The sequence below is a fragment of the Microcystis sp. M20BS1 genome (genome assembly GCF_020245305.1).
Classification (GTDB): domain Bacteria; phylum Cyanobacteriota; class Cyanobacteriia; order Cyanobacteriales; family Microcystaceae; genus Microcystis; species Microcystis ichthyoblabe_A.
Genome location: NZ_JADBUZ010000193.1, coordinates 1 through 12,678 on the forward strand (window position 1 = coordinate 1; position 12,678 = coordinate 12,678).

Genomic DNA, 12,678 nt, shown 5'->3' on the forward strand with positions numbered 1-12,678 from the left:
AAACTATCAATAACTCATGCTTGTAAAGTTTGTACACTAAGGCTTTGAGTTTTTGTTAGATTGATATTTATCAACTTTAGAGCCTTGCTGTGCAGAGAGGGAGCTTGAGGAATTTTCTACAGTGTAAGTTCGGAAGAACCAGTAATTTTAAGCTAAAGAAACACCTTTGCGTTTAAATTTTAAGCCCTTTTTGGAGGATTTTGTTTCAGTTTCCCCCGCCAAAATTTTGGCTTCTTTTTCCTGTTTTTCGATCACGGGTAATTTAAAAATTACGCCCGCAAATATCCAGTAATAAACGCCCACAGGATCCGTATCGAGGGCATACCAATAGGGAAGATAGGCAACAAAGGGCAGCAAAACCCAATAACTACCGGCAAAACCCCGCAGAGTGGAATCTTTGAGAGAAAGATAGGTGCGGAAGGCCAGATAAACTAGATGGGTTATGAATATCATGTACAAGGCAAAACCAATGTATCCCAACTCGAATAAAACTTTACTGTGAAAGGTTTCCACGAAAGAAATATCACCGAAAAACCTAGCAGAAGATGTGGCCACACCGAGTCCACGACCTAAAATACCGCCCTGATTACGGATAGCAAAATCCAACTGTTCTTGAATAAAAGCGGTGGGGGGACTGTTTTGCCAACGGGCGATGGCGCTATCGTAGCGTTGTTGGACAAAATCGGGGTTAAGGAAAGAAAAACCGACAGCTAGGAGTAAAGCGACGGAAAAAATGATCGGCAAAAATCGTTTTAAGTTAGCGATTTGTCCCGTAAGAATCGTCATCAGACCAACAATCATCGGTACAGCAAAGAAAGCTAATCTTTGCCCGGAGACCACTGCATTAATAAGAACTAGGGTTAAACCCACTAGGGCTGCTAGTCGCCATTTTTGAGAAATTTCACTAAAGGCACTGGCATAACAAATCACGGCACTAGAGACCAAAAACCAAGCCCAGTGCCAGGGAGAAACAAAAGTACCGGGTAGGCGGATCATATTTACTTCTGGACTATAGACTAATCCTCCACCGACCAAACACCTTGCCTCTAAGGTGGCTTTGAATAGTGAGTCACCCAGGTAGCCTCTAGTTCCTGCACAACGACCGGTTTTCAGCATCCAGTATTGCATTAGTCCTAGGACACAACAAATAATCGCTAAAGTCACTAAAAGACGACTAAAAAATAAGAGGGTCGGTTTGTCTTTGATTAAGTAATAAGTGCAGAAGATCAAGGGGACATAACCTAGCAAAACTTTAAACCCTAATACTCCTTGCAGAAAAGTCTCACTTTCCCGACAGGGAAGTCCGACCAAACGGCCATCCCTAAAGATACTCATCCCAGCCACGGAATCGCAAGTAGGCAGAAATTGTCTCTGTAAATTGACGGCTAATAGACAGACTACACAGAAAACAAAGATTAATAATAGGGTTGTACCCAATTGTTTCGGGACAATAATCGGTAATCGCTTTTTTCGACATTCTAAAACTAAGGCGATTAAAGCGGGTAGATAAAAGATATCTTTACTTAGCTGGAGGATTGGACTACCCCCCAACCAATAGACGATAGTGCCAGTGAAGGGGACATAGATAATAAATGTCCAAAGAGCCGTACGAGGATAGCTAAAGGAGAAAACTCCTAAAATTAAGGCTAAACTTACTACAGCTCCTATCTTGGGATCAAACAACAAGCTGAGGGGTAATCCGATCAAAATTGCTACACAAATGGCAAAAACAATCAACCCTGTTAACTTTTGTTTCCTTTGCCTTTCTTCTTTTTTCAGGGCAAGTTTCTCCTTGATGTTAGGCGGGCGACTATCGGCTTTTGTTTCCCCTTGTTTATGCTTTTTTTTCTGGCGATCGATACTTAGTCCAGTCATAATTATCCCTTGCTAGGCTAGGCTAAGGGCATTATAATCCCTGTTCCCCTCGATCGACTACAAAAGATAGCTTCGCACCGCTTCCACTAGCCTTTCTGTCCAAAAACTGGCTAATTCGAGGGTTTCTGCTTCCACCATTACCCGAATTAACGGTTCTGTCCCGGAAGCTCGCACCAAAATTCGGCCTTTTTCTGCCATGGCTGTCTCAGCTTGGCGGATTTCTCGCCGCAAAGGTTCACATTGCTGCCAATTACGTCGCACTTCTCTATCTTCCACCCGCACATTGCGTAAAATCTGCGGATAGGTGACAAAGCTATGATCGACTAAATTAGCCAAGGAAACCCTCGATTTCTGCACTAAAACCGCTAAATGTAGGGCGGTTTGCATTCCATCCCCAGAAACTCCGTAATGATGGCAGAGAATATGGCCGGATTGTTCACCCCCTAGCATGGCCCCAGTTTCCCACATTTGCGCCTGAACGTGCTGATCACCCACGGCAGTCCGCAAGAATTGACCCCCCAGTTTTTGCCAAGCGCGTTCAAAACCTAAATTAGCCATCACCGTGGCTACTAATAACCCATCGGGTAGCTGTCCGGCTTCTAAGAGGGAACGACCCCAAAAATAGAGGATATAATCGCCATCTACTACTCTACCCTGACTATCCACGGCCATTACCCGATCGGCATCGCCATCGAAGGCAAACCCTAAATCCGCTTGCTGATTAATCACCGCAGCCTGTAAGCTTTCTAAATGGGTAGAACCACAATTAACGTTAATGCGATCGCCATCGGCTCGCTCGTGTAGGCAGATAACTTCCGCCCCCAAGGCTTGGAATACTAAAGGTGCTAGGTTAACGGCTGCCCCCCAAGCTAGATCCAAAACTATTTTTAATCCCGATAGGTTAATATCCGTCCCGACGGAATCAATCACAGCTTGATAATATTTTTGGATTAATTCGGGACAAAAAGTCGCTTTTCCCCAATTTTCTGGTTTATCTGCTAATTCTAAATTGCCCCTTAAACCCGCTTCTATCTGTGCCGCTAAACTGCCAGACAATTTTAAACCGCTGCCGTCAAAAAATTTAATGCCGTTATCTTCAGGAGGATTATGACTGGCAGAAATCATGATCCCCCCCATCGCTTCGCTTTCTCTGGTTAAATAGGCTACGCAGGGAGTGGGACATAATCCCAGTTGCCAGACTTCTATTCCCGCCCAAGTTAAACCCGCAGTGATAGCATTGGCTAACATATCACTGGAATTACGCGAATCTTGACCAATAATTACCGGTTTGGTGACACCAGCTTGATTTTTTAAGACCTGTCCCGCCCAAAATCCGATTTGTAGCGCTAGGGGGGCAGTTAATAATTCTCCCACTTGACCGCGAATTCCGTCCGTGCCGAACAGGGGTGATGACGGTAATTCGATCAAACCCCCTAAGGATAACAGGGGATGCGATCGAGCTTTTTGCCCATTTTGATACGATAGAGACGCTACCATGGCCGATTCCTTTCCTCACACAACACACTCAGAGAATAACATGATCGCCGATTTTTTAAAATCAATGTTCCCAGTTGACCCTAATCCTCCTCCCGGAGTTCCTTACATAGAGTGTGGGGTGTAGGGTGTAGGGTGTAGGGTGTGGGGTGTGGGGTGTGGGGTGTAGGGTGTGGGGTGTAGGGTGTAGGGTGTGGGGTGTGGGGTGTAGGGTGTAGGGAAATGGGGAGAATAAATAAAAATAATCTCCTGAATCCTGTCTCCTGTCTCCTGAATCCTGTCTCCTGAATCCTGTCTCCTGAATTAAAGATTGTTGATTTTTGCGGGAGGTCTAATCAAGAAACCGAGGTTATTTGGTAAGCTAAAACGATAATCTTGACCCCCGAATGCCCGTGCTGATCAGTGTTGTCATCCCTACCTACAATCGCCAAGCAATCTTAAAAAAATGTTTACTCGCCCTAGAAAATCAGCGTTTAACCGATAATAAGGTGGAAAACTACGAAATAGTCCTTGTCGATGATGGCTCTACCGATGGGACGATCGCTTGGCTAGAAACTCAAAAGGCTAATTTACCCCACCTGCAACTGTGGCAACAGGATCACGGCGGACCGGCGATCGCTAGGAATCTGGGGGTAGAAAAAGCTCGTGGTGATACGATTATTTTTATCGATAGCGATCTGGTGGTGACAGAAAATTTTTTGCAAGCCCACGCCGACGCTTTAACCGCCGGGGCAGCAAGTCTCGGTAGCGATCGCTTATTTACCTACGGCAGCGTCATTAATACCTGTAACTTCGAGCATCCCAGCAGTGAACCCTATAAAATCACCGATTTCTCCGCCGCCTATTTTGCCACGGGCAACGTGGCGATCGCCAAAAAATGGTTATTAGCAGCGGGGTTATTTGATACTCAGTTTCAACTCTACGGTTGGGAAGACTTGGAATTAGGGGTGAGATTGAAGCAATTGGGACTAAAATTAATTAAATGTCCTGAAGCCGTCGGTTATCATTGGCATCCCCCCTTTAATCTCGCTCAAATTCCCAATCTCATCGATAAGGAAATTCAACGGGGACGAATGGGAGTGCTTTTTTATAAAAAACATCCCACCTGGGAAGTGCGGATGATGATTCAAATGACTTGGATTCACCGACTTTTGTGGGGTTTACTTTCCCTAGGCGGAACCCTGAATGAACGCAGCCTCTCCCCGCTGTTACAATGGTTAATCGATCGAGGTAAACCGCAATTAGCCCTAGAAATTGCCCGCATTTTTCTCAATTGGTACAACGTGCGCGGCGTTTATCAAGCTTATCGGGAAATGCAGCCTCAGTGAAATGTCTTGCCAAACACCGATGCGGTGTGACAGGATTTAGCATCGACAACCGACTCCCTAAAACCAGAGACTTTGTACCTCACCATATTTGCCGAGAAAAAACTTAATATTTTCTTTCTTTTTTTGATAATTGCTGCCACAATCAAAAGCAATCGGCATAGAGAGCGGCGGATTACAAGTAAATTTTCCTAGAGGAGGAATCCCATAATGAGTATCGTCGATATTTTAATCGGTTTTGTCGGTGGAGGTGCGATCGGGGGTGGGGCTTTATATGCCCTGCAAGAGGGAAAAATCAGGGAGGCACGGCAAAAACAGGGTAAAATTCGGGCGGATTTAGGTAAAACCGAAGCGGAGTTAGAAGATACCAAAGGAGAGTTAAAACGACTCGAACTCTCCCAAGAACGGATGGGCAATATCGAAGCCGCCTATAGAGAAGAAGTGGCTAAATTACAAAAAGAGTTAGAAGACAGCCAAGGACGTTTACAAGAGGCAGCCGGCGCAAATCCAGTTCAAGCCACGGAAGTTGCCTATAAAACCCAAATTCAGGAACTTGAACAGGAATACGAGACTAAAATCGAGGAATTGCGCCAAAGCTATCAAAGTCAAATTCGCGAGATTATCGACGGCAAGCAAGCAGAAATGGAGGCCCTGCGTCAAAGTCAACAGGCGCAGATTCTAGAATTAGAAAAGGGCTATCAGTGGCAAATTCAACAACTAGAACAGAGTTATCAAAGCCAACTGTTAGAACTACAAAACGACACCCAAACAATCCAACCTGGGGAAGAAATCAATCCTTTTGATGGTTTTATCACCGAAGAAACCCTAGGATTGGAGCCAGAATTTGCTCCCGAAACGCTGCTAGAAGCCACAGTTTCTGAACCAGAATTCGTCAGTGAAATCAATACTTTTGATGGTTTTATCACTGAAGAAAATCTAGATTTGGCAGCGGAATTCACTCCTGAGATGGAGATGTTTGACGAAGAGGAAGAAACTAGAATGATCGTTAGCCTAGAAGAATTATCGGGTAATTACGATCAGAGCTACAGTCAAGAAACCGTTGGCAGTAACACGGGTTTCTCTGATTTATTAGCCACCGACTCAGAAAAATTCGCCGCTGCCCCAAATTCTCTAGATGACTTATTTGCCGATATTACTGACAGCAATAGCCCAGAATTATTCGATCCTTTTGCTGAAGAAACCCCTAAAGTTGAATCTAACCGCCAAAATGTTGCTTCTGTTCCGAGTTACCAAGAGGAACTAGATTTCTTCAGTATGTGGGATGATGAAGGAGTGGGCGATCTAGAATCCCTGCCTTCTGAGGAAGAATTTCCCCTTGATGATCTATTTAGCGATGATTTATTCTCCGATGGAGATAATACCAAAACCACGATGCCAGAATCTCATCAGTAGGTGGATTGCCCGCTATGAAACTAATCTACTCACTTAAAGCAACCAACAGGGAGAAATCTAGATATTAGGTAAAGTTACGTCAATGGTCGTTGGAGCAATAAGGGTGGCAGCGAAATTCAAGGAACTGTAGCCCGTCCCTAGCAGATTTGACATTTTCTCAATCGGGACACAAGGGATAAAAACTTAGTAAGGGCCATAATTACCCCTTGCCAAGGGGAATTTTTTGACTGGAAAACCAATGTTCGCCGTTGGGGCAGCCAAGATCCCTTCAATGGAACCTGTGGCCAGAAAAATTGGAAAAACAGCCCTGGGGTTTCTCGCGAGTGCTATAAAGGAAATAGTCATTTTGATCGCCTACTCGTCCTAACTATGCCACGCACTCAACGTAACGATAATTTTATTGATAAATCTTTTACCGTCATGGCGGATATCATTTTAAAGATACTCCCCGCCGATAAAAAAGCCAAGGAAGCCTTTGTTTATTATCGCGATGGGATGTCTGCTCAAGCTGACGGTGAATACGCCGAAGCCCTCGATAATTACTATGAAGCTTTAACATTAGAAGAGGATCCTAATGATCGCAGTTATATCCTCTACAATATCGGCATTATCCACGCTAGTAACGGCGAGCATCAAAAGGCCTTAGAATACTACGAAGAAGCTATCCAACTTAATCCCAGAATGCCCTCCGCCTTGAATAATATCGCTGTTATTTACCATTTTCAAGGGGAAAAAGCCAGAGAAGACGGACAACAGGCCGAAGCAGAAGCACTCTACGACAAAGCGGCAGAATACTGGAAACAAGCCATCCGATTAGCCCCCAATAACTACATTGAAGCCCAAAACTGGCTGAAAATTACCGGGCGCTCGGAAATTGATGTTTTCTTTTAAATTGAGGAGTCGCTCGTCGGTCGTTAGGAGACGGGAGACGGGAGACGGGAGATTATTTTTATTTATTCTCCCCACACCCCACACCCCACACCCTACACCCCACACCCCACACCCCACACCCCACACCCCACACCCTACACCCTACACCCTACACCCCATTTCTCCCATGATCGATCGAGCTACAGTTGAAAAAATCGCCCATTTAGCCCGTTTAGAGATTACCAACGCTGAAGAAGAACAATTTGCGGGGCAATTAAGCGGGATACTGGATTATTTCGAGCAGTTAAGCGAATTAGACACTGAAAATGTGCCACCCACCACGCGAGCGATCGAAATTCAAAATATTACTCGCGCTGATAGTAATAGACTTTATCGCGATCACGAGGTCTTAGTGCAGGAATCGCCGGTCCCGGAAGGAGATTATTTCCGGGTTCCCCGTATTCTCAACAGCGACGAAGAGTGAATCAGTGAGCAGTTGATCACTGATTTAGATGCCATCTAGGATTTTTGCTGCTATCTTGGACTAAGATCAGACCTAGCAATGGAGACATAATATAATGATCGCAGCCCAAGATGTGGCACCATTTCAGCTTATTTCGAGCGTAGAATCGGCGGCAACAGAATTTAGGCCCTGGGGTTCCTTCACCACCCTAGAAGAGGGTCCCGGTTATAAAATCAAGCGGATTGAAGTGAATCCGGGTCATCGTCTCAGTTTACAGATGCACTACCATCGCAGTGAACATTGGATTGTCGTTTCGGGGACGGCAAAAGTCACCTGTGGAGATAACGAGGAAATTCTCGGTGCTAATCAGTCCACCTATGTGCCGCAGTGTACCGCTCACCGTCTGGAAAACCCCGGGGTAATCAAATTGGTATTAATTGAAGTGCAGAATGGGGAATATTTAGGAGAGGATGATATAGTGCGTTTTCAGGATGATTATGCTCGTCACCAGAGCTAAGACTGCTTTTAGGGGGACAGAAAGGCAAGAAACTATATTTTCGCTCCAAAAACCTTTTTAGTTTAGTCTGTCTGACTGTCTTCCCTGCTGTCAAGGCTTGTCAATTTCTAGAAAAATTTTCTTTTCGGGCCAGGTAGCGGTTTTCCTCATGGGCAGAAAAATAAACTTCCCCTAGACCCTGTGTGGGAAGCTTGAGGAAAGCTGGGCTAGGGGAAATAATTTATTCCTTTGCTGGATTAACTTTAGCATATAACTCTCATTTGTCAGGACTATAACAGCCGGATGTCAATTCTGTGACAAGTGCGAGTTTTCAGTTTACTGATTGCTGGTGACTGATTACTGGTTACTGTCGTCCACCTATTTTCTGAGAATTCTAGAGGTACTTGTAAAGATTTGTTACAAAGAGACGCGGAAAAATCTGAGGACAGGGAGACAAGAAAGGATTATCGACGGGGATCAAGGATTTCAGTAGGAAACTGGATTGGGGATCAAGGGAAACCGATTGTAAAGTTTTCGATACCTCTTGGCGATTTTTGTAATAGTTCGATACATATAACATAGATGATCGGCGATGATTGTAAATTTATATTGCGAATAGCTCATTTTCTTCGGTGTTTTTCCTATACTGGTTTTCATCAACTTTGAGCCGACGTGCAGAAAAGTTAGACCACCAAGTTTGTAAGAGGTCAGGAAGATGCAATTAACCGCAAGAAATAACTGGGGCCACGTTTCTTTAGCAATGCTAAAAAGCTTTCTTCTCTGGAGTTTCGTCCTCACTGTCTGTTTATTAGTAGTGGGATTTCCTTTAGTAGTATTAATGATGACAGTGGGGGCATTGTCTGCGATTATCTTACAGTCAGTTTTACCGGTTAGTTCCGTGCTTTTAGTGGCAGGAATGATTATTGGTATTAACATTTTGGCTATCCTAATTAGTGCCGCTTTGTTGGCAGCAAAAGGTGTTCATCCCCATGAAGTTAGCTGGCTGCACTGGTTACACGGTGAGGTAAAAACCTCTCATCAAGCTGTTTATGCTTCTTGTCCCCTAACTTGCGGGATGATTCATTAAATCTGATTCTCTTACAGCGGAATTGCTTACCTTTTTTCTATTTAGATTTATTTAAGTTTTCAACTGCCTTATCGGTTGATTATACACACTCCAAGCTAGTGCAACCCGGTGAAACCGGGTTTTTTCATTGTTATTGAGCTAAAGCAGTTATCTGAATGGTGAGGTACGAAGTTTTCGTTTTGGGGGGTAGGTCTTCAATCAAATTAGGTTAAACTTCATCTATTATCAGAAAAGCTGTGACTGAATATTAGGAAGATAGGGAGATGAGAGCTTTTTTGCTGTGATCGGTAAACAGTGATTAGTGAACTGAAAACTCACATCTGATAACTGATAACTGATCACTGATAACTAACTGGTATAATGGGCGAGAAAACCGGAAAAAATCGATGTCTAGCCTTCCAGAAACCGACAATCCCAGTTACAAGGCCATCTTAGCGGCATTAAACCATTTAATCAGCGTTGTTGCCCGTTTACGAGACCCAGAAAGCGGCTGTCCTTGGGATTTAGCGCAAACCCCGGAAACCCTAATTCCCTACGTTATCGAGGAAGCTTATGAGGTGGTAGCAGCGATTAAAAGTGGTGATAAAACTGCCATTGCCGAGGAATTAGGCGATTTACTGCTACAGGTGGTTTTACAAGCTCAAATTGCCAGTGATGAGGGTAATTTTAGCCTAGAAGAAGTGGCTAGGGGCATCACTGATAAATTAATTCGTCGTCATCCCCACGTTTTTGGGGAGCTATCCCTAGAAAATCCCGAACAGGTGCGTCAAAATTGGGAGAAAATCAAAGCTGAGGAAAAAAATGACCCGACTATTAGCGGCAAATTAACCCGTTATGCCCAAACTTTACCACCCTTGATCGGGGCGATGAAAATTTCTCGGCAAGCAGCGCGAGTCGGTTTTGATTGGGAAAATATCGCGGGAGTCTGGGAAAAATTTGGCGAAGAGTTAGCAGAATGGCAAGAGTCCCTAGAATCGGACGATAAAGAGCATCAACAGGCAGAATTAGGCGATTTACTCTTTACTATTGTCAATCTTGCTCGCTGGTATGATTTAGACCCCAGTATCGCTTTACAAGAGACTAATCTGCGTTTTATTCAACGTTTTTCCCTAGTGGAATCCGTGGCAGAAAAGCCTCTCCATGACTATACACTAGAGGAATTAACAGTTTTCTGGCAGCAAGCGAAAGCTAAGTTAAACCAACCATCATCTGGGCAATAATGCAAGAGCAAGAAATTAATAAGGACAAATCCAAGAGTTTTTGGGCTTCTATTCGAGAAAATCTGCAAATTATCACTATAGCTTTAGTTTTAGCCCTATTGATTCGCACTTTTGTGGCTGAACCTCGTTTTATCCCCTCTGATTCTATGTTACCCACTTTAGAACAGGGCGATCGCTTAGTGGTGGAAAAACTTTCCTACGATTTCCATCCTCCTCGACGGGGGGATATCGTCGTCTTTGAACCGCCGGCACAATTACAATTACAGGGATATCAAAAGAACCAAGCTTTTATTAAAAGAGTGATTGCCACCCCAGGGGATGTGATTGCTGTCAAGGAGGGCAAAATTTATCTGAATAATCAACCCTTGGCAGAAGATTATATTCTCGAATCCCCTCAATATAATTTAATGCCTTTGCTCGTGCCAGAAAATAACTTATTTGTCATGGGAGATAATCGCAATAATAGCAATGACTCCCATATCTGGGGGTTTTTACCGGAAAATAACGTGATTGGTAGGGCGGTTTTTCGCTTTTTTCCTTTTAATCGTTTGGGGATTTTAGGGGGAAATAGCTAACAGGAATTTTTAGTCCTGAGGATGTTGAACAATTAAGACGGAACAGGGGGCATGATGGAGAACATAATTACTCACACTACCTAAGAATAACTCTCCTAGACCCGATCGCCCACGCCGACCGATAACAATTAAATCAATATTTTCCTCTCGCGCCACTTTACAGATAGTTTTGGCGGCATGACCATAAATTTGCCGGTATTCTCCCTTTACACCCATTTCTCCCGCTTGATTAGCTCTTTTTTGCAACATTGCCAACCCTTTCTGCTCAAATTCTTCCCATTGTTGCCGCCAAAAATCAAGAGTCAGATCATTACCCTGGGCGGGGTAAATATCGGCTAAGTTGGGCGGAATCGGTAAAGGGCTATAATCTTCTTCAGGAGAAAGGACGTGCAGTAGTAGGAGGTTAGCTTCGTACTTACTGGCTAAGGATACAGCCTCCTTAAAGACACTCTCCCCCATCTCCGACAAATCTACTGCTATCAAGATTTTTTGATACATTTTTCAGCCTCTGCAACCATGCCTTATTTAACGGAATCCGACGCTATTAGGAATGCGATCGATCACTTTTGCCATTTTCCCATTCTTTGGTTAGATACGGAAGTAGCCGATTACGATAGCAAGACTCCCCGTTTGTCTCTGATTCAAATTCTGGCTGATTCCACGGATTTAACGGGGGAGCGGGTGACAATTTTGGATGTTCTCGAACGACTGGATCGTACTGACTATTTTATCACTAAAATCCTGTTGGTTGACCGGATAGAAAAGGTTTTGCACAATGCTACTTATGATTGTAAATTTTTGGGCGGTAAAAGCAAAGTTAAAAAAATTACCTGTACCCTAGAGTTAGCTAAACAGGTTCCCTACTATATTGCTCCTTTACCCAATTATCAACTGAAAACGCTGGCTGAATTAGGTTATACTTGATATTTATGAGAAAGGCTGTAATAGCTAGAAAAAATTGCTTGCGGGGATAATCTAAATGACTGTAAAGATCGCTTATCTGGGGCCAGTGGGAACCTATTCAGAAACAGCCGCTTTAGCCTATGCTAACAGTTTACCACCCCAGCCTCATCAATTAATACCCTATCCTAGCATTGCCCTGGCCCTGCGATCGGTTGTCCAAAATCAGGCCGATTTAGCAGTGGTTCCGGTGGAAAATTCCACCGAAGGAAGTGTGGTAATGACTCTTGATGCTTTATGGCAATTACCCAGGTTACAGATTCAACAAGAATTAGTTTTACCGATTTCCCATGCACTTCTATCTCCTCAACAATCGCTAACAGAAATTAAAACCGTTTATTCCCATCCCCAAGCTTTAGCTCAATGTCAAAAATGGCTAGAAAATAATTTACCTAACGTGCCGATTATTCCCACCAATTCTACCACGGAAGCGATTCAAATTCTCGATCGAGAGGCTAATTCGGCCGCGATTGCTTCCCCCCGAGCAGCAAAACTCTATCATGTACCAATATTAATACAACCAATTAATGATTATCCCGATAATTGTACCCGTTTTTGGGTAATGGCTTTAACTTCCTATCCTCAAGGAGAGCGAATGTCCCTCGCTTTTCAAGTTTTAGATCAACCCGGTGCTTTAGTCAAACCTTTAGAAGTTTTTGCCAAACGTCAGCTTAATTTATCTCGGATTGAATCGCGACCAACTAAACGATCTTTAGGGGAATACATATTTTTTATTGATCTAGAAATTAATCTGGATCAACAGCATTTAATCGCAGAAACTTTAGAAGAATTAACAAATTATACCGATGCGATCAAGGTTTTTGGTGCTTATCAGGTGGTTAATTTGCCTGTAGAAAGTTTAGAGGAATTATAAACTAAATTCCTCATAAATTACAGTAG

Annotated in this window: 14 protein-coding genes; 10 read left to right on the forward strand and 4 right to left on the reverse strand. The window is 43.7% G+C overall.

Features of this window, described 5'->3' with window-relative positions:
• Positions 1 to 147 precede the first annotated feature (147 nt).
• Together hpsL and glmM are read right to left on the reverse strand one after the other, a co-directional pair.
• The gene (hpsL, locus tag IM507_RS18845; protein WP_069474497.1) at positions 148 to 1,875 is read right to left on the reverse strand and encodes a hormogonium polysaccharide biosynthesis protein HpsL; all 1,728 of its coding nucleotides are present in this window, start codon (positions 1,873 to 1,875) and stop codon (positions 148 to 150) included.
• A 57-nt stretch (positions 1,876 to 1,932) separates the two neighbouring features.
• On the reverse strand, positions 1,933 to 3,372 hold the full coding sequence (gene glmM, locus IM507_RS18850) for a phosphoglucosamine mutase (RefSeq protein WP_103112800.1): 1,440 nt from the start codon (positions 3,370 to 3,372) through the stop codon (positions 1,933 to 1,935).
• Positions 3,373 to 3,755: 383 nt separating this feature from the next.
• Between glmM and IM507_RS18855 the strand changes: the two genes are divergently transcribed.
• From IM507_RS18855 to IM507_RS18875, 5 genes are all read left to right on the forward strand, one after another.
• Complete coding sequence (locus IM507_RS18855; RefSeq protein ID WP_002778695.1) at positions 3,756 to 4,697, forward strand: glycosyltransferase family 2 protein; 942 nt, start codon at positions 3,756 to 3,758, stop codon at positions 4,695 to 4,697.
• Positions 4,698 to 4,904: 207 nt separating this feature from the next.
• Positions 4,905 to 6,107 (forward strand): hypothetical protein, encoded by a 1,203-nt coding sequence (locus IM507_RS18860; protein ID WP_287637521.1) that lies wholly within the window; start codon positions 4,905 to 4,907, stop codon positions 6,105 to 6,107.
• A 369-nt stretch (positions 6,108 to 6,476) separates the two neighbouring features.
• Positions 6,477 to 6,998, forward strand: coding sequence for a photosystem I assembly protein Ycf3 (locus IM507_RS18865; RefSeq protein WP_002738883.1), 522 nt, complete (start codon positions 6,477 to 6,479; stop codon positions 6,996 to 6,998).
• A 166-nt stretch (positions 6,999 to 7,164) separates the two neighbouring features.
• Positions 7,165 to 7,461: an Asp-tRNA(Asn)/Glu-tRNA(Gln) amidotransferase subunit GatC gene (gene gatC / locus IM507_RS18870; RefSeq protein ID WP_002738949.1), complete on the forward strand. Its 297-nt coding sequence runs from the start codon at positions 7,165 to 7,167 to the stop codon at positions 7,459 to 7,461.
• A 94-nt stretch (positions 7,462 to 7,555) separates the two neighbouring features.
• Positions 7,556 to 7,957: a phosphomannose isomerase type II C-terminal cupin domain gene (locus IM507_RS18875; protein ID WP_002738428.1), complete on the forward strand. Its 402-nt coding sequence runs from the start codon at positions 7,556 to 7,558 to the stop codon at positions 7,955 to 7,957.
• A 373-nt stretch (positions 7,958 to 8,330) separates the two neighbouring features.
• Here the strand turns inward: IM507_RS18875 and IM507_RS18880 are convergent, their stop codons facing one another.
• Entirely contained in the window at positions 8,331 to 8,516 is a 186-nt protein-coding gene (locus IM507_RS18880) for a hypothetical protein (RefSeq protein WP_002738492.1), read from the reverse strand.
• A gap of 135 nt (positions 8,517 to 8,651) precedes the next feature.
• On the opposite strand from IM507_RS18880, the gene IM507_RS18885 reads away from it, so the two are divergent.
• From IM507_RS18885 to lepB, 3 genes are all read left to right on the forward strand, one after another.
• Complete coding sequence (locus IM507_RS18885; protein ID WP_002739421.1) at positions 8,652 to 9,023, forward strand: hypothetical protein; 372 nt, start codon at positions 8,652 to 8,654, stop codon at positions 9,021 to 9,023.
• Between the two features lie 386 nt (positions 9,024 to 9,409).
• Complete coding sequence (mazG, locus tag IM507_RS18890; RefSeq protein WP_002738913.1) at positions 9,410 to 10,243, forward strand: nucleoside triphosphate pyrophosphohydrolase; 834 nt, start codon at positions 9,410 to 9,412, stop codon at positions 10,241 to 10,243.
• Complete coding sequence (lepB, locus tag IM507_RS18895; RefSeq protein WP_287637522.1) at positions 10,243 to 10,818, forward strand: signal peptidase I; 576 nt, start codon at positions 10,243 to 10,245, stop codon at positions 10,816 to 10,818. Before mazG ends, lepB begins: the two co-directional genes overlap by 1 nt.
• Before the next feature lie 9 nt (positions 10,819 to 10,827).
• On the opposite strand, the gene IM507_RS18900 is transcribed toward lepB, so the two are convergent.
• A complete protein-coding gene (locus tag IM507_RS18900) occupies positions 10,828 to 11,316 on the reverse strand; it encodes a universal stress protein (protein WP_002738803.1) in 489 nt (162 codons plus the stop codon).
• Positions 11,317 to 11,334: 18 nt separating this feature from the next.
• Here IM507_RS18900 and IM507_RS18905 point away from each other — a divergent pair, with 18 nt between their 5' ends.
• Positions 11,335 to 11,742 (forward strand): ribonuclease D, encoded by a 408-nt coding sequence (locus tag IM507_RS18905; RefSeq protein WP_199309445.1) that lies wholly within the window; start codon positions 11,335 to 11,337, stop codon positions 11,740 to 11,742.
• A 55-nt stretch (positions 11,743 to 11,797) separates the two neighbouring features.
• Complete coding sequence (pheA, locus tag IM507_RS18910) at positions 11,798 to 12,652, forward strand: prephenate dehydratase (protein ID WP_287637523.1); 855 nt, start codon at positions 11,798 to 11,800, stop codon at positions 12,650 to 12,652.
• Positions 12,653 to 12,678: the final 26 nt, after the last annotated feature.